This window comes from Butyrivibrio sp. WCD3002 (assembly GCF_000424265.1).
Taxonomy (GTDB): Bacteria; Bacillota; Clostridia; order Lachnospirales; family Lachnospiraceae; genus Butyrivibrio.
The window spans coordinates 1-14,991 of sequence record NZ_AUJO01000035.1 but is presented as its reverse complement, the minus strand read 5'-3'; the positions used below and the strand labels follow the sequence as shown (position 1 = coordinate 14,991).

Sequence of the window (14,991 nt, the reverse complement as noted above, 5' to 3'; positions counted from 1 at the left end):
CGAGTGCCAGTGCAGGAATCGCCAGAACCTGTATTACATAGCCTGTGATAACAAATGTCCAGTATTTCTTCGTTTTATCTGCTATAAATCCGGATATGAGCCTTAGTGAATACCCGCACAATTCTCCTATACCGGACACAAATCCGATGGTTGCAGCGGATGCCCCTGCGAGGTTCAGATATTCGCCCAATATGCTTCTGGCGCCTTCATGAGTCATGTCCGAAAACAGACTTACGATTCCCATCAGGGTTATAAATGTTATGGCGCCAGACAAAGCCCTTTTTTTATCCATGTTCTACTCCACTAATCCCGATTTGCTTATTTCATTATCTAGAAAGTTATAAATCCAATCCAGCTTTATGCGCCTGGATATGCTGTAGCTTTCTTGGGATGTTATAAAGCTTCCCATCCTTAATAAGTTTTGCTCCTGTCTGGTGATAATAAAATGAGATTCCGTTCTCTTTACACTGTAACCATACCTTCTCTACCCATTTATAATCGCAGACCCTTGCATTTGCTCCTGACTCTCCACCTACGGAAACCTCCTCGATGAGCGGTCGCCCATCGGAAGTCCTGTATTTTTCGATATATCCATGCCACAGATTCCAGTTAAGTGCCAGCGGAGGCCGTGGATCATTGTGTTTTTCCTCAAAAAACGATAATTGCTCCATCATGAAAACCATCCAGTTAGATATGAATCACTCCCCACTATCCCAAAGTCACAGCCCAAATGCAAAGATTTTCATCGTAACTATTCCTTCTTTCACTCCGCAGGCCAAACATCGCCTATATTAAGCCCTCTATCTATAAGTCATGCATCCTCTACAGATACAGACTTTGTCTGGCCCTCTTCGTTTTCAAGTGTTACTGAGACCTTTGGCTTTTCTCCTGGCGCGAGCTCCTCGCAGCCAAAGTCCCCATCAAAAAATTGCTTTATCTTCCACATGAATTTCTGCCTCACTTCTTTTTCTTGGGCTCAGGAAGCTCATCATAGATACCACCAACGATCTTGCCACGATAATAGATGATGTACTCGCCCATCATTGCCTTATATGTTATTTCATCAAGCCCCGAAAGCTGTTCTAAGATAAAATCCAGATACTCTTTAGTTGATGCCATACTTACCTCTTTCACTCATGTTTCTTAAAATAATAAATAAACTCGTTATCACGTCTTGCTTCTGTATACCCAAGCTTAGAATAAAATGCATTTGTTCTGACATTCCAAATGGGCGTATCCAACGTGAATTCCTTTGCATCTGAAAACATCGTCTCAATTTCCTGCATCATGTAGATTCCATAGCCTTTACGAAAATGCTCTGGACTTACAAATTGTAGACTCATGGCTCTTTACCTTATCACCTTCCTGCTTTCAGTGTATATGTTGCTTCCCAATGATTAAGCACTTCTACTTTTGTAAATCCAGCAGCTATTAAAGCTTCTTTTTCATGCTCCACAGTCAGCGGAGTGTCATAATGATAAAACACTTCATCCGGCAAGTTCTGCTCTTTTCTTAGTCTAATCTGCTCCTGCCTGAAAAACGTTTCCTGTTCATCTGTCTCTGCAAAATAATCAGTCAGGATTAAATATCCATCGGGCTTAAGTGCGTGCCAAAGCTTCGCATATAAAGGAATCTTTTCCTCTTTTGAAAAGTGATGTAACGATTCCACAGAAACTGCAGCATCAAATATTCCATCTCCAAAGGGCACATCAAAGTATGACCCGCAGATTGTTGTAATATCCTTATCCGGAAACTTAGCTTTTAGTGAATCAAGCATGGCTTCTGTGAGATCAATTCCGGTAACTTTTGCATTTGGATTTACCAAAAAGAATTCCTCTAATTCAAGTCCTGTTCCGCAACCCAGATCAAGCACTTTTGCGTTTTCACCGACCGGCAAAAGAGCTGCTGTAAACTTATAAAACAAAGACGCGCCTTCAATATTGCTCTTCATGTGCTCATCATACCCATTTATACGGGCAGTAAAGAAATCATCCATTCTTTCAAGCATGTTCTTATGCCTCTTTCATAATGCTCCATTACTCAGATTGCCTTTGAATAGAAATACTTGCTCAGTTTAGGATCCTTGTCATCTCTGACAAATTCCAAAGAGTATCCAAGCTTCTTATAAAATTCAGGTGCCTGGAATCCAAACGTCGTTAAAAAAGCATTTCTACACCCCTCCAACAAAGCATAGTTCTAATATATCAGAAAAAAGAGCCATCAGACAGCAATTATTCTGTCAAATGGCTCAATCACATCAATTTGTAACTTCATAAATCACTTATCTTTTCAATAAGTGAAACGCACATACCTTTTCTAACTCTCCTATGGTAACACTAGACATAGCTCAATTCTCGCTACTCTCGCTATCTTCTGTATCGTCTGTATTAAACATATCCACAAACGCCTTAAAAGGTACCGCAGATACTGCTATAAGAATCATGCCCTTTACCATATTGTTTTCAAGTATTCCATCATACCTAAAAGCGGCAAATATTAATACGAATCCAGTCAAAAAAAGTAACATCAATAAGTACTTCATAACTTTTCCAATATATGAGGCAAATTCAAAAGCTATATCTACATGGGCATATGTTCCACCATATTTCCCTGCTTTGGATGTAATTCCAATTGCATTCATTTTTTCAATCCAACGCGTAGGTGTCATCACTAGCCTTCCGCTTTCATTTCTAACCGTATGGAATTCCATACGGTTAAGATTTGGATTATACAAACTTTCCCAAAGAGCAAGAAAATCGATTGTTGAATATGAACTTAACCAATTCGATATTACAACTCTTGATTCTAATGAGTTCTTTGTTTTTGCAATATCGGTTGTCTGACTCAGAACTTGATGTCTTGGCACTAGCGCTCCCAAAGATCTGCCCGGCTCCTATTGGGCTTATGTGGCAGATCACGATTCGTATTATTACTACCATTGGGATTCCATGTATGATGGAAAAGATTTCAAATGTATTTCCGGAGAAAAGGATGGCGACTCCTACACCCTCAGATTTGAGCTGAATACAGAAAAGCATAAACAACAGCTGTACCCATATCAGTTCTCCTTCATAATCTTCATGGCTTTTTTGCACCATCTAAGGTATGCCTCATAAGTCTCTATTCCAAACAGTACCGTCAGATAGTAATGAATGTGGTCTGCTTCATCCAGCACCTTTTCCAGATTCTCTTTGTACATGTTAAGAACCGCCAGATTTCGCTTAACATCTTCCTCGAAGATCTCTATGTTCCTGATCGTGACGCTTCTGTCCACAGCTCCGCCAAAATGCAGTTTTAACAGAGTCTCATATCTAAGTTCGTTGGAAAACTGCTCTTCCTGAAGCCAGGCCTGAAGTGCTTTTGTACCCTGCTTCGTGATGTGGTAAAAAATCTTCTCACGGCCTCCAGCTTTAGAATCCTTCCTTGTAACAAGTCCCTCTTTTTCCATTGAGGCAAGTGCTGGATAAATATTCCCAAAGCTACCCTTCCAGAAAAAGCCTATAGCTCCGTCCAATCTCTTTTTAATATCATATCCGGTAAGATCTTCGTGGAATAAAAGACCTAAAATCACAACATCTATCTTCCTGTCTTTAGCCATAATTTACTCTCCTGACTTTAATTCTTCCAGGTAAATTTGTATTTAAGAACTGATTTGGGACATTCATCAACGCATGCGCCGCACTGGATACACTCAGTGCACTTCGAATTCTTCCCCTCTGTCACAAGCTGCTTGACATCAAGCCCCATGGGACATGCTCTGCTGCATTTTCCGCAGGATATACATTTATCCTTGTCAACTTCAATATGGAGCTGAGGAAGATGAAGGAATCTTCCGATACTGCTGCCGATCACCATAAAGGGCGCCATCCAGCATATATAGTGGCAAGCTGCTCTTCTTCCATGAATAAGCGCAGGAATCAGCAATAAGAATATGACTCCATAATAGATTACGTAGTTGTAGATACTGGCAATAGATATGCCATGGTCTGTCATGTAGAAAGGATCTATGGTCACATCATTCTTGCCCAGCACAAATGTAACGATCACTGCGCATATCCAGATGATCCATATCACATATTTGATTTTATCACGTTTTCCCTGCTTGGAGGGAGTATCATTTATCCGAAGTGCGCATTCCTGGAGTCCTCCCGCAGGACACAGGTATCCACACCAGACTCTTCCAAAAAACATTGAAAAAACAAGCATCGCTGCAAACACGATAAAACTGCCGTTTATGATATGCTCCATGGCAGCATTGATGATGATGTAGGGCGAGAAGTACCACATAATGATCGGGAAAAGAAGTAATGATATAAGCAAAGTTGTTTTTCTTATTCTCTGTCGCATAGATGTAATCTCCTTTTTTAGTCTGATTTGAAACTATATATATCAATACGATATATCTATTTGATATATTATAGTCATTACTATCTTATGTCAACAAAAGAAAAAACAGACCCTAATTTCATTCATTAGAATCTGTTTCTTTCTTACTCCTCGTTTTTTGCAGCCGCAAATTCCAAAGCCTGCTTCATTTTATCTTCAAATGTTTTTTCCTTTTGGCGGAGGGACAAGGGTCTCGCCCCCATCTAATGTGGTTGTTGCAACGAGAGTATCAAATCTAGGATAACACCTATTGTTAAAACTATTAGAAAAGGTAGCTATGGTCTTTTACCACAACTACCTTTGAATACGTACAAACATCATTTCATAGAATGAAAAAATCAAACCAACGTCGGAAGCTTACATTTATCCATTTTAACTTCATTATTCTCAAGAACGTAGCAGGACGCATAATAGTCCCAATCATCCACATTTGATTTCAAACACAATCCTTCTCCTTCATAATCATGTGTTGAAATACCCAAAAAGCAGAACAAACCTTGCTCCGTTTCTCCGCAACTAAAAACCATATTGTCTTTATATGCGGCTGCAAAATCTTCTCCTATTGCTTTCAGACATGCCTTAAATCCAATTTTTTCTCTATCCATAGCTGCCTCCTAATTAAACAACTCCTCAAACGGGTCAGCATAAAACTTCATCATATTGCCAGTATACCATGAGATTATCACGCTTGATTTCTGTCCTATCCGTCTTAGAAATTCACGATCTTCTCTTGAAGCAGTAAGCTCTATATCCGGATGCGAATGAGCTATAAGTTCATATTTCCCCTGAAGTAATAGTGCTTCCAGATCTTCATCAAAATTTACCTTTGAATGCTCTCCATGGATTAAAATATCATTCCTCTTTCCACGGAGCAGAGCAAATTCATGATCTTCATGAGCCGACAGATATGCCAAATCCTCAATCTCTATGCTGTCTCTCGGAAAAGATGCAAAACTATCTGTAACCGGTGCTCTATTTAGCAAATTCTGTCTATGGGAATTTAATCCTGCTTCCCCCAGCCTCAGCGAATTAAGAGCAACCTGGGTTGACTTTGCGGAATTGATTGCCCCTGACAACATCAAATAATCATTTTCCACCTTTTACCTACTCCTCATTATACCATATCAAAACTATCGTTCTTGAAAACAAACTCTGCGTTCTATAACTCTAGTGATTTCTCATAACTTCACTACATCAAGATTATACGACATTTTTTATTAAATGAGTCTTAATTTTCAACAATCGGATGACATGTCGCGTCAAAGCCTAGGATTAGGAAAGGCGATGAGCCCATAAAGGTCACCGTCTTTTATAATTGCAGTGCAGCACCATAAGCCATCTCGGTCACGCAAGCCTCATACATCCAACCTGCAATCTTATCCTTCTGGCGGTTTTTCAGATCCTTATAGCGTTTATTCATCTGAAGGAGCTTGCCATCAACCATCTTATGTTTACTCATTTGCTCTTAAATCCTTTACGTTCCTTAGCTTTTTCAATGAGCTCAGATGCCTCGTTTAAAGCACCTTCAAGATAATCTGCTTCCCACTCTCTGCCTTTTTTCTCTTCCTTCTTTATAGCAGCCCAGGCTTCATGAAGTTCTTCTTCGGAAGCATATTTCACACCTTCAAAAACATGTGGATGTCTCCTGACCATTTTATCCGAAATGGTCTTTGCAACATCTTCAAAAGTAAACAAGCCCTCTTCTTCAGCTATCACGGAGTGAAACATTACCTGCAACAGCAGATCCCCAAGTTCTTCCCTTAGGTTTGCCGCATCCCCGGTCTTTTCGAGAATGTTGATTCCTCCAACTACTTCTGCAGCTTCCTCTATGCACGCCGCTTTCAAGCTGGAATGTGTCTGCACCTTATCCCAGGAGCAGCCGTTTTCACTTCGAAGCGTCTCTACTATACTTTTCAGCCTGCTTATCTCTGCCATTTCATTGCTTACAGCTCTCTTAGGCACCGTGAGTTTCATATACAGCCCATTACTATCCATCTGAGGATTTTCCGGGATTGTTTCACAAAGGCCATCTGATTTCAACTTCGCTGTCACTGCAAGGCAGATGGCATCTGCTATATCATCAACATTACATCTTAAGTCTTTTGCCTTTATATAAAGATTCGGTATATCAATCCCCGGAATGTACCTCTTTATTACCTTTAGTCTTTCTTCAATACCATCAGCCTCCTTTTTACGAGTAAGTAAAACAGAGCCATTCAGTCTTGCAAAATCAAGTTCCGGATGACTCTCATCTATTCGGTTCTTATACTCCGGATGCGCTGACATAAACTCATCGACTTCTCGAATCTTTGGTATGATAGCTGAAGCTTGTTTCGGCAAACTCTTTCCAAGCGTTTTGATATTTGCCTTCTTCTGCTCCTCGTAAGTTTCTTCATATACTGCTTCTCTGGAAGGTACCGGAAAGAGTGTAGCCCCTCTGGGCTTTAACTCTTTTCTTGCAATATCATCAGGCCTTAGTTGCTTCGCAGAATCACGCAGCCCAATGACCATGAATCTCTTTTAAATATATCTGTAATGGTAGATGTTGGCACACCAACAACCTTTGCAAGATGTGTTGGACTCCAACCTCGTTCATCCAATAATTCACTGATCCTGTGCTGGACATCTCGTGCTGTCATGGAATGATCTCCTTTCATATGAAAGTGATTACTCCACTATTGTATGAAAATAGTTGTTTGCAAATAATCATCTGCAAACTACATAAAGTCGTGTCCAGACTACTCCCCCATAAATGGGAAAAGACCTCATAGCGAGGTCTCTTCCTTATTGATTAGCACACTTTTTTCAGTTTGCTTCTCCATTTCCAAAATCAGTCGGATTTGCATTCTTCTTTCCAGTAATGATTGCGATCACCGCAACTACTGCATTGATGAGACACCAGACTGACCATATTACCAGATCGCTATAATTACCATGTCCGGCAAACCCTATCAGAGCTGCAAGTCCAAAGATAATAATAAGTGCTATATTACCACCTTTTCCGGAACTCTTTCTTGTAGCGATAGAAACAATTCCGCCGGCAAGCATCAGGATAGCAACTATGATTCCGGCAGATCCAGACGAACCTCCATTCTCCTCAAGCGCATTTACCACGCCTGCTGCACATGACTGGAATGCCACAATTATAAAGAATACAATTGTCAAAATGCCTGCCACCAACTTCCAAATTTTCATAAATCCTATTCTCCTTTTACTTTAGAACTTAATTGTTATAACATCCGAATCAAAAACTGTATCCCAAGATTTCAGGTCAAAGATATGGAAGAACAGTTCAACATCGGTGATATCAGTTATTCCATTCTCTTCAAGGCTTGAGCTGAAGAATGTTACCGCACTTATTGCTTTCTTCCCAGCAACTACATCTTCAGACATGGAAGAATCTACCATGAATCCATTTACCGATACATCCCTTACCTGAACAGTAATGTCCTGATCAGAGTTGTTCTCTATATAAAGGATGACTCCTGGACCGAAGAAAGAATTCTTATCAGAAAGGCCCTTGCCTACAATCTTCACTCCATTTGTATCTACCAGGACTTCACCAGAGTCATCGTAATTCTGAACGTATCCTTCTGCGACGGATGTATCAATTTTTATCACATCCGTATCTACTATCTCATCCCAGCTCTCTGAATCGAAGATGTGGAACAAGAACTCCATGGTCGCAATCTGCTCAATACCACATTCCTTAAGTCCTGACGTCTGGAATGTCAGTCCATCATTGGCTTTCTTACCAGCAGCCACATCAGCAGACATCATGGTTTCAACCATGTAGCCATTTACGTTTGCATTACGTGCCTGTACTGTAATTCCCTTAGCAGAATTGTTTTCAATTAGAAGAGTGAGCTTAGTACCTGCCCACGAATCCTCAATACCTGTCGCTGTAATCTTTATATCATTGTCATCATAGAGCACCTGCTCTTCAATTGTTACAGCTGATGCCTCTTCCTTTTTTTCTTCCTGAGCCTGCTCTGCAGCACCTGCCTCTGTACCACCCGCGTCTGTTTCTTTACTTTCTGAATCAGAGGACGTTGTGACACTGGATATCTGCTTATCACCATCAGAGCTTGAAGATGAACCACTTCCAATCGCCATGCCTGCAAAAAGCACAAGACAAAGTAATACAGGTAACCATTTCATTTTGTTTTTCATATATTGCTTGCCTCCTCATATTGTTTTTTTATAATAAGCGCAGCAATTGCTTCAGCTGTTGCCTCGACCAATATATCAATTACATCAAATGTTCCCGGGATTACTGGGGAGAGCTGAATAACCTCCATGACTGCAGAAAACACTACTGCGATCACAAAAGCTGTTTTAACTCTTGCTGCATTACTACCTACTGCTAAATACAAAGCAAAAACTAAAGCGTATGCCCAAAGGATATCTGACATGTAATACCTGACGAGCCTGGCAATACCTCCACCGATATTACCTATCCCTGTATGTATGGGCCTTCCCAAAATTGACCTGACTGCCTCCACGAAAATCACATCTGTAGATGTGAACCAATAGATCACTGCCCCAACAAGCAGTGGAAAGATAATGTTAAAAATACAAAATGTTTTTTTCTTCATATGATGCCTGCTTTCTTATTGAAAAACACGGCATATAATCCGTATCGATGCTACGTTTTAAACAAAATAACGTAACCTTTAAATCATTATAACAAGGAGTTTTTCTTTCCGTTGCCCCTGTTACGGTGGCAATTTTCAATAATTACTCCTGTACTCCACTTGTCCTTAAAGGTAAGTGTCCATGCTCCTTAAGAAGTCCATTCACATCAATGATGCTTCCTGGTCTTTCATTGAAAACAATCATGATCAGTGCATCTCTCTCATCCTTGGCATAGAGCTCAGACATTCCATATTTCTTCAGTGCCCTCTGTGTTTCAGAAAGAGTAAATTCCGCAGCATAGCAAAGCCTTAAAATGACATCTCTCTGCTTAGTATGTTTTTCACCGGAAAGTAGTTTATAACCATATCGTTCCGGTACATCGGCATTAAGGAATACTGTCTGCTGCGATATCCCTTTTTGAGACATTAACCCTTTAACATATGTAGAGAACGAATTTGAAGCTGAGAGCATACTGTCCCTGTTATCCTCCACAAAACTGTCATAGTCTGACAGATGTGTTTTTCCTAAAACCTTCTCAAGTTCTTTAGTCTCTTTTTCCTGCATATGAACCTCCAAACAGTGATAAAATATAAACATCAACAGTTTTTTCGAAAGGGGATGTATTAGTGGATCTTGAACAGCGCCTTTCAATTTCATATTACAAAGTGGTGGCCACCATCAATGAGCCTCATAAGATCTACCTTGTCCAGCATCAGGACACAGGTAAATTCTTTGTAAAAAAGATACTGGATGTATATTCAATCGATGTATATAAATACCTTAAGGAAAACCCGATAGTCGGAATCCCGCAGGTAATAGATTATTTCGAAGATAATGGCACACTTACAGTGATAGAAGCATTTGCTCCCGGAACAACTCTTAAGGAAATCATCGAATCCGGAAAACTATCCACAGAGAAAATAGGTCATTATATGATCAACCTCTGTGATATTCTGGAAAAGCTGCATTCTCACAATCCACCTCTGATACACAGAGATATCAAGCCATCAAACATCATAATCACACATTACGATAATGTAATGCTTCTGGACTTCAACGCCGCAAAATACAGATCTTCTGATCAAGACCGCAGTTCAGATACAGTACTACTTGGCACTCAGGGGTATGCTGCACCTGAGCAATATGGTTTTGGTGAATCCTCACCACAAACAGATATATACTCACTTGGCATTATCCTTAAAGAAGCCTCTGAATCTCTTGCAATTAACACCCACAAGTTTGATTCCATAATCAGCAAGTGTACTCAGATGGATCCGTCCAGACGTTTTCATTCTGTAAAAGAGCTAAAGGTTGCTCTCATGAAGGCTCTGGGCAATGACCTATCATCAGAAGCTGAACAAGTATCTCTGACATCAGTCCTTCCACCAGGATTCAGAACTATGACTCCCGGCAAGATGATAGTGGCAATTCCGGTCTATATAATGGTCTTCTGGCTGTGCTTGTCATTAGAAGTAAAAAACACGTTTGGACCGGCACTATGGCTTGAACGGATATTCCTCCTACTGATCATGCTCGGTGACATTCTGATTGGCTACAACTATCTGGGAATCCAAAAGTTATTCCCACCCTGCAGGAACAGCAACAAATTCATACGCGCTATCGGCGCTGCAGGTCTAATAGCCATTTACACTATTGCCATGTTTTTTCTACTGATGTTCCTGGAAATAATCATTTTCCACCCCGGTAGTTGAAATATATCACAAAGCGTTTACGTCCGTTGCCACTGTAGCGGTGGCAACTTTTTTACTATTAAGCAAAAAGGAAGACAGCTACTGCCATCTCCCCATCTATATTTCACCCAACAAATATCTTCTTATGCAGTTCATCTGCATCTGATGACTATATCCTAGCGCACAAGGTGTCCAATAACTACGCCTAGGTTGTCGAACAGGCATTCTAATGTTACTATTCACAGTCTATCGACATCTTACCATTCTAAATATTTCATTCCATCATACTCATAACGATTAAATATCCCAGTCAAGATCACCATAAAGCTAGATATTTTCTACGTTTCTTAGTGGTTTTTCATTGCCTTCACAATCGTCATGTGTTATACTATAGACATGACGATAGGAGGTGTTATCATGTCAATCATTCATCAAAAAGACAAAAGATCCGGAATAACTTATGTCTACGAATGCAAGTCATTCTGGGATAAAGAAAAGAAACAATCCCGTTCCAAACGTACTCTTATAGGAAAGCTCGACGAAGAGACCGGTAATATAATCCCTACTGATGGTCGTTGCAAAAAGCGCAGTCCCAATTATGTTCCATCTCCGGATGATTATGAGATGCCCAAGACTATGAAAGGACTGCGTGATGAAGTAAAACGACTCCTTGAAGAAAACACAATGCTGAAGCAGGAAATAAAGGAATTAAAATCAAAAAAGACTAAAAAGGATATCTGATGACACTTAAAGAAGCCTACGAACTTCGACGTAAAGAAATGCTAAAACTCCAAAACGAAAACAAAAACCTAAAAAAACAACTCGATAAGGTTAATGCAGGAACTTACGTCCCGGCTGAGAAGGCTGAGCACATCAGAACAATCAACAGGCTGACACTGGAAAACAAGACTCTCAAGAACAAATATGAAAGGTATAAAGATCTATACCATAGGCAGGTCATTATAACGGAAAACTTTGATGCAAAAGCAATGGATTCCATTATCGAACTGGAAGATGTAACCAAAGAACGCGATGAATACAAAGAAAAATATGAAGAAACGCTTGCTCGGCTTAATGCTGTTCTTGGTACAAATACTACATCAAATGACTCTGAAAACGAAGATCTTAAAGCTCAGATAGAAGCTCTCAAAGATGCGCTGGCAAAAGAGAAGGCCAAGCAGAACACTGATGGGACCAACAGTTCTCTCCCAACAAGTCAGACTCCGATAGGCAAGAAAAAAGTAATCCCCAATTCCAGGGTAAAAAGTGGAAAAAATCGTGGCGCCCAGCCAGGTCACAAAAAACATGGGATTGAGCCAATTCCTGATTCCGAGATAAATGATCATGAAAATCATACCCTGGAAAGCTGTCCCAAATGCGGAAGCGAGTCATTAACCTTTCTTGCAAAACGCAATAAGGATGTTATAGATTATGAGGTCCGCATCATCAAGAAACGTCACTATTTCTATGTTTACCAGTGCAATGACTGTGGCAGGATTGTTCATTCACCCATCCCTCTTCACCTAAAAGAACCAGTACAATACGGAAGTGCCATTCAGGCAATGATCATTGCCCTGCTTGATCTTGGATATATCAGTGTAAACAGAACAAAGAAGATAGTTGATGGTTTCCTTGGCAATAACATCAACATCAGCGAAGGTTATATATGCAAACTTCAGAAACGAGCTTCTAAAAATCTTCAACCTTTCATAAGTGATGCAACCCTCGAATGCATAAAGCAAAAAGTTTTGCATTGGGATGATACAGTAGTAATCACCCATACGGATATTCCTTGCTAAGATCTATCCTCATTGATACAATACCATTTTCCTCTGATAATTCCTCGTATCCCAAACGTTTATATAGGCTATATCCAATTCTCATAACTTCCGGTTTCGTTGTGAAAATCAATTTCTTAAACCCAAGTTCAAAAGCCTTATCCGTCATTGCTTTGAGCATTATCCTTGCATATCCTTTTCCTCTGTATTCCGGTCTGATAAACAGACGCTTTCCTTCACAGGTTTCGTCGCTTATTTTCTTTATGGCAACACAGGCAATGGGTTTATCTTCTTCATATCCTACTATTATCGCTCCACCTGAATAATACCCAGGCAGATCATTCAATTCCTTATCAAAGGAAACAAAACAGCTTTCTGCCCCTTTGATATGCGAATACTCAACAAAAAGCTCTTTCACAATATCAGGATTAGTACACTCTTTCGTTTCAAAAATCATAATATTCTACTCCATATCCCTAACATCTTCTATAAGAGTTTTTCAACGTCCTTCGCTTTAAGAACTTTTCCGGCTGAAACTACTTTTCCATCGATTATAAGCGCCGGCATACTCATCACTCCAAAGCCCATAATCTTTTCCATGTCAGTGATATACTCTATCTCAGCGTCAATCCCTTTTTTAGTCACAGCTTCCCTTGCAGCTGAAAGAAGTGCTTCACAGCTTTTACATCCACCACCTAATACCTTAATATTCATGATCGTATCCTCCTTTAGATGAATAAATATTGAAATACATTGAAACCATACCCCACAATGATAATCCCCACTGTGCAGATAATTATAAATATTCCTAACAATTTTGGCTTGATAGCTTTCTTAAGCATAATTAGAGATGGGAGACTGAGTGTAGTTACTGCCATCATAAAACTTAAGATCGTACCAAGCAAAGCCCCTTTGGACAGGAGTGCCTCTGCTATTGGGATCACGCCAAAGATATCAGCATACATCGGAATGCCCAGAATCGTTGCAAGTATAACCCCAAAGGGATTTCTTCCCCCAAGCACTGTTCTGATCCAACTTTCCGGAATCCAGTTATGTATCACAGCACCAATACCGACTCCTATCAGAATATATGGAAACACCTTTTTAAATGTAGATACTACCTGGTCCTTTGCATAGATCAACCGCTCTTTAACAGTGAGGCTCGGAGTTTCTATATCAACGCTGCTGTTTGCATTCCTGATAAAATCCGCGACCTGATCTTCCATATGAAGTCTCTCGATCAATGTACCACCTGCAACAGCGATCATAAGTCCCATCACAACATAAACGATAGCTATCCTTGCCCCAAAGATGCTCATAAGCAGTACGAGGCTCCCCAGATCCACCATCGGTGATGAGATCAAAAAAGAGAATGTTACTCCAAGCGGTAATCCGGCACTCGTAAATCCCATAAATATCGGGATGGATGAGCACGAGCAGAATGGTGTCACGGTTCCAAGCAAGGCTCCTACGATATTTGCTCCGATTCCGCGAAATCTGCCCATTATCTTCCTGCTACGCTCCGGTGGAAAGAAACTCTGGATATATGAGATCACAAAGATCAGCAAACAAAGAAGGATCGTGATCTTTATAACATCATAGATAAAAAAGTGTATGCCGGAACCTATCCTGCTATCTATATCCAATCCTAATGCAGACAGGAGTTCCCCGATCAAAATGTTCAGCCACTTCATTCCCAGGATCTGTGTCTGAATAAAGTCCCACATCATGCTTCCCCCTTACAGCATTTGCCGGTGGTTTCATTACAGAGAGTTTTAATAAATCCACAGAATTCTTTCATGATGTCCGTGTTTATTGAATAGTAGTGCCACTTGCCTTCTTTTCTGTCGTTAACCAGTCCCGAATCTATCAGTATCTTCATGTGATGAGAAAGAGTCGGCTGTGTAATATCGAACTTTTCAAGAAGCTTGCATCCGCACTTCTCCTGATCAGAAAGCATCTTAACTATTTCCATTCTGTTGGGATCTCCAAGAGCCTTACATATCAGCACTTCGTCTAATTTGGCCATAATCTTCTCCTTATATAGATGTTTATCTATGTGTTGATAATAGCATATACATAGATATTCGTCAATGTATCATTTCAAAAAGGAGACAGAGCTTTTAAAACTCTGTCTCCTACGGGGCAATTTATCTTCCGGTATAATGCTCATTCCAACAAACTGGAATTGTTAGCACTCTGTCTTATTGCACCGGAGGCATAAAGCATAAAATGCAATCGCCAGAAACTGTGATACCACAGACACAGTGACAAGATACACAGGATTCAAATCATACAGGGCACCGAGAAGCCAACTGCCCAGAAACCACGCAATACCAAATCCTGTCTCAAATATTCCGAAACCGGTGCTTCGCATGGAACGCGGGACGATTCCGCTAACAGCTGCTTTCATAATACTTTCCTGCGCACCCATTCCAATCCCCCACAGAATTATCCCAGCTCCGATCAACCAGGCATTTCCAGTCATAAAAACAAAA

At 40.3% G+C, this 14,991-nt stretch carries 23 protein-coding genes and 3 pseudogenes; 3 read left to right on the top strand and 23 right to left on the bottom strand.

Going from position 1 to position 14,991, the window contains the following annotated elements; all coding sequences use genetic code 11:
* The 18 genes and pseudogenes from G608_RS0117145 to G608_RS0117055 form a co-directional block, all read right to left on the bottom strand.
* Nucleotides 1-292, bottom strand: a pseudogene (locus G608_RS0117145) (MFS transporter); the annotation flags it as partial.
* 46 nt (nucleotides 293-338) lie between these two features.
* Entirely contained in the window at nucleotides 339-674 is a 336-nt protein-coding gene (locus G608_RS0117140; protein ID WP_026497032.1) for a DUF5131 family protein, read from the bottom strand.
* 137 nt (nucleotides 675-811) lie between these two features.
* Nucleotides 812-946, bottom strand: coding sequence for a hypothetical protein (locus G608_RS24185; RefSeq protein ID WP_255345368.1), 135 nt, complete (start codon nucleotides 944-946; stop codon nucleotides 812-814).
* Between the two features lie 38 nt (nucleotides 947-984).
* Nucleotides 985-1,119: pseudogene (locus tag G608_RS0117130) on the bottom strand (TfoX/Sxy family protein); the annotation flags it as partial.
* An 11-nt stretch (nucleotides 1,120-1,130) separates the two neighbouring features.
* Nucleotides 1,131-1,343: a GNAT family N-acetyltransferase gene (locus G608_RS23030; RefSeq protein ID WP_081677488.1), complete on the bottom strand. Its 213-nt coding sequence runs from the start codon at nucleotides 1,341-1,343 to the stop codon at nucleotides 1,131-1,133.
* A 14-nt stretch (nucleotides 1,344-1,357) separates the two neighbouring features.
* Nucleotides 1,358-2,008, bottom strand: a complete 651-nt coding sequence (locus G608_RS0117120; protein WP_026497030.1) for a class I SAM-dependent methyltransferase — start codon at nucleotides 2,006-2,008, stop codon at nucleotides 1,358-1,360.
* Between the two features lie 339 nt (nucleotides 2,009-2,347).
* Nucleotides 2,348-2,866, bottom strand: a complete 519-nt coding sequence (locus G608_RS23025; RefSeq protein WP_242829424.1) for a KilA-N domain-containing protein — start codon at nucleotides 2,864-2,866, stop codon at nucleotides 2,348-2,350.
* 192 nt (nucleotides 2,867-3,058) lie between these two features.
* The gene (locus G608_RS0117105) at nucleotides 3,059-3,598 is read right to left on the bottom strand and encodes a PadR family transcriptional regulator (RefSeq protein ID WP_026497027.1); all 540 of its coding nucleotides are present in this window, start codon (nucleotides 3,596-3,598) and stop codon (nucleotides 3,059-3,061) included.
* Between the two features lie 17 nt (nucleotides 3,599-3,615).
* Nucleotides 3,616-4,347, bottom strand: coding sequence for a 4Fe-4S binding protein (locus G608_RS0117100; RefSeq protein WP_051209479.1), 732 nt, complete (start codon nucleotides 4,345-4,347; stop codon nucleotides 3,616-3,618).
* 377 nt (nucleotides 4,348-4,724) lie between these two features.
* The gene (locus tag G608_RS0117090) at nucleotides 4,725-4,991 is read right to left on the bottom strand and encodes a hypothetical protein (RefSeq protein WP_026497025.1); all 267 of its coding nucleotides are present in this window, start codon (nucleotides 4,989-4,991) and stop codon (nucleotides 4,725-4,727) included.
* Between the two features lie 9 nt (nucleotides 4,992-5,000).
* The gene (locus G608_RS0117085) at nucleotides 5,001-5,483 is read right to left on the bottom strand and encodes a hypothetical protein (protein WP_026497024.1); all 483 of its coding nucleotides are present in this window, start codon (nucleotides 5,481-5,483) and stop codon (nucleotides 5,001-5,003) included.
* Between the two features lie 212 nt (nucleotides 5,484-5,695).
* Nucleotides 5,696-5,845, bottom strand: a complete 150-nt coding sequence (locus tag G608_RS23415) for a hypothetical protein (RefSeq protein ID WP_155833318.1) — start codon at nucleotides 5,843-5,845, stop codon at nucleotides 5,696-5,698.
* Nucleotides 5,842-6,897 carry a DUF429 domain-containing protein gene (locus G608_RS23020; protein WP_081677486.1) on the bottom strand — a complete coding sequence of 352 codons (1,056 nt, stop codon included), beginning with the start codon at nucleotides 6,895-6,897 and terminating at the stop codon, nucleotides 5,842-5,844. Before G608_RS23020 ends, G608_RS23415 begins: the two co-directional genes overlap by 4 nt.
* Complete coding sequence (locus G608_RS23410; RefSeq protein ID WP_155833317.1) at nucleotides 6,861-7,025, bottom strand: helix-turn-helix domain-containing protein; 165 nt, start codon at nucleotides 7,023-7,025, stop codon at nucleotides 6,861-6,863. The genes G608_RS23020 and G608_RS23410 overlap by 37 nt, the downstream gene beginning before the upstream one ends.
* A 166-nt stretch (nucleotides 7,026-7,191) precedes the next feature.
* On the bottom strand, nucleotides 7,192-7,581 hold the full coding sequence (locus G608_RS0117070; RefSeq protein ID WP_026497022.1) for a hypothetical protein: 390 nt from the start codon (nucleotides 7,579-7,581) through the stop codon (nucleotides 7,192-7,194).
* A gap of 21 nt (nucleotides 7,582-7,602) precedes the next feature.
* On the bottom strand, nucleotides 7,603-8,559 hold the full coding sequence (locus tag G608_RS21675; protein WP_051200798.1) for a hypothetical protein: 957 nt from the start codon (nucleotides 8,557-8,559) through the stop codon (nucleotides 7,603-7,605).
* Nucleotides 8,556-8,984: a hypothetical protein gene (locus G608_RS0117060; protein ID WP_026497021.1), complete on the bottom strand. Its 429-nt coding sequence runs from the start codon at nucleotides 8,982-8,984 to the stop codon at nucleotides 8,556-8,558. The genes G608_RS21675 and G608_RS0117060 overlap by 4 nt, the downstream gene beginning before the upstream one ends.
* Before the next feature lie 142 nt (nucleotides 8,985-9,126).
* On the bottom strand, nucleotides 9,127-9,588 hold the full coding sequence (locus G608_RS0117055; RefSeq protein ID WP_026497020.1) for a hypothetical protein: 462 nt from the start codon (nucleotides 9,586-9,588) through the stop codon (nucleotides 9,127-9,129).
* 62 nt (nucleotides 9,589-9,650) lie between these two features.
* Between G608_RS0117055 and G608_RS0117050 the strand changes: the two genes are divergently transcribed.
* From G608_RS0117050 to G608_RS0117040, 3 genes are all read left to right on the top strand, one after another.
* Nucleotides 9,651-10,736 carry a serine/threonine protein kinase gene (locus G608_RS0117050; RefSeq protein WP_051209477.1) on the top strand — a complete coding sequence of 362 codons (1,086 nt, stop codon included), beginning with the start codon at nucleotides 9,651-9,653 and terminating at the stop codon, nucleotides 10,734-10,736.
* A gap of 396 nt (nucleotides 10,737-11,132) precedes the next feature.
* Nucleotides 11,133-11,456, top strand: a complete 324-nt coding sequence (locus G608_RS23705; RefSeq protein WP_026497018.1) for a hypothetical protein — start codon at nucleotides 11,133-11,135, stop codon at nucleotides 11,454-11,456.
* A complete protein-coding gene (locus tag G608_RS0117040; protein WP_026497017.1) occupies nucleotides 11,456-12,514 on the top strand; it encodes a DUF6444 domain-containing protein in 1,059 nt (352 codons plus the stop codon). Before G608_RS23705 ends, G608_RS0117040 begins: the two co-directional genes overlap by 1 nt.
* Here G608_RS0117040 and G608_RS0117035 read toward each other — a convergent pair.
* From G608_RS0117035 to G608_RS21670, 5 genes and pseudogenes are all read right to left on the bottom strand, one after another.
* On the bottom strand, nucleotides 12,489-12,950 hold the full coding sequence (locus G608_RS0117035; protein WP_026497016.1) for a GNAT family N-acetyltransferase: 462 nt from the start codon (nucleotides 12,948-12,950) through the stop codon (nucleotides 12,489-12,491). The two genes, G608_RS0117040 and G608_RS0117035, sit on opposite strands and share 26 nt — an antisense overlap.
* Nucleotides 12,951-12,979: 29 nt before the next feature.
* Nucleotides 12,980-13,207 (bottom strand): thioredoxin family protein, encoded by a 228-nt coding sequence (locus tag G608_RS0117030; RefSeq protein WP_026497015.1) that lies wholly within the window; start codon nucleotides 13,205-13,207, stop codon nucleotides 12,980-12,982.
* 14 nt (nucleotides 13,208-13,221) lie between these two features.
* Nucleotides 13,222-14,223 carry a permease gene (locus G608_RS0117025; RefSeq protein WP_035796085.1) on the bottom strand — a complete coding sequence of 334 codons (1,002 nt, stop codon included), beginning with the start codon at nucleotides 14,221-14,223 and terminating at the stop codon, nucleotides 13,222-13,224.
* Complete coding sequence (locus G608_RS0117020) at nucleotides 14,220-14,522, bottom strand: ArsR/SmtB family transcription factor (protein WP_026497013.1); 303 nt, start codon at nucleotides 14,520-14,522, stop codon at nucleotides 14,220-14,222. The genes G608_RS0117025 and G608_RS0117020 overlap by 4 nt, the downstream gene beginning before the upstream one ends.
* A 162-nt stretch (nucleotides 14,523-14,684) precedes the next feature.
* A pseudogene (locus tag G608_RS21670) lies at nucleotides 14,685-14,991 on the bottom strand (MFS transporter); the annotation flags it as partial.

Excerpts from the sequence above, each read along its gene's own strand:
- G608_RS0117140 (WP_026497032.1), bottom strand. The coding sequence starts at position 674 with ATGATGGAGCAATTATCGTTTTTTGAGGAAAAACACAATGATCCACGG.
- G608_RS24185 (WP_255345368.1), bottom strand. The coding sequence starts at position 946 with ATGTGGAAGATAAAGCAATTTTTTGATGGGGACTTTGGCTGCGAGGAG.
- G608_RS23030 (WP_081677488.1), bottom strand. The coding sequence starts at position 1,343 with ATGAGTCTACAATTTGTAAGTCCAGAGCATTTTCGTAAAGGCTATGGA.
- G608_RS0117120 (WP_026497030.1), bottom strand. The coding sequence starts at position 2,008 with ATGCTTGAAAGAATGGATGATTTCTTTACTGCCCGTATAAATGGGTAT.
- G608_RS0117105 (WP_026497027.1), bottom strand. The coding sequence starts at position 3,598 with ATGGCTAAAGACAGGAAGATAGATGTTGTGATTTTAGGTCTTTTATTC.
- G608_RS0117100 (WP_051209479.1), bottom strand. The coding sequence starts at position 4,347 with ATGCGACAGAGAATAAGAAAAACAACTTTGCTTATATCATTACTTCTT.
- G608_RS0117090 (WP_026497025.1), bottom strand. The coding sequence starts at position 4,991 with ATGGATAGAGAAAAAATTGGATTTAAGGCATGTCTGAAAGCAATAGGA.
- G608_RS23415 (WP_155833318.1), bottom strand. The coding sequence starts at position 5,845 with ATGAGTAAACATAAGATGGTTGATGGCAAGCTCCTTCAGATGAATAAA.
- G608_RS23020 (WP_081677486.1), bottom strand. The coding sequence starts at position 6,897 with ATGGTCATTGGGCTGCGTGATTCTGCGAAGCAACTAAGGCCTGATGAT.
- G608_RS23410 (WP_155833317.1), bottom strand. The coding sequence starts at position 7,025 with ATGACAGCACGAGATGTCCAGCACAGGATCAGTGAATTATTGGATGAA.
- G608_RS0117070 (WP_026497022.1), bottom strand. The coding sequence starts at position 7,581 with ATGAAAATTTGGAAGTTGGTGGCAGGCATTTTGACAATTGTATTCTTT.
- G608_RS21675 (WP_051200798.1), bottom strand. The coding sequence starts at position 8,559 with ATGAAAAACAAAATGAAATGGTTACCTGTATTACTTTGTCTTGTGCTT.
- G608_RS0117060 (WP_026497021.1), bottom strand. The coding sequence starts at position 8,984 with ATGAAGAAAAAAACATTTTGTATTTTTAACATTATCTTTCCACTGCTT.
- G608_RS0117055 (WP_026497020.1), bottom strand. The coding sequence starts at position 9,588 with ATGCAGGAAAAAGAGACTAAAGAACTTGAGAAGGTTTTAGGAAAAACA.
- G608_RS23705 (WP_026497018.1), top strand. The coding sequence starts at position 11,133 with ATGTCAATCATTCATCAAAAAGACAAAAGATCCGGAATAACTTATGTC.
- G608_RS0117040 (WP_026497017.1), top strand. The coding sequence starts at position 11,456 with ATGACACTTAAAGAAGCCTACGAACTTCGACGTAAAGAAATGCTAAAA.
- G608_RS0117035 (WP_026497016.1), bottom strand. The coding sequence starts at position 12,950 with ATGATTTTTGAAACGAAAGAGTGTACTAATCCTGATATTGTGAAAGAG.
- G608_RS0117030 (WP_026497015.1), bottom strand. The coding sequence starts at position 13,207 with ATGAATATTAAGGTATTAGGTGGTGGATGTAAAAGCTGTGAAGCACTT.
- G608_RS0117025 (WP_035796085.1), bottom strand. The coding sequence starts at position 14,223 with ATGATGTGGGACTTTATTCAGACACAGATCCTGGGAATGAAGTGGCTG.
- G608_RS0117020 (WP_026497013.1), bottom strand. The coding sequence starts at position 14,522 with ATGGCCAAATTAGACGAAGTGCTGATATGTAAGGCTCTTGGAGATCCC.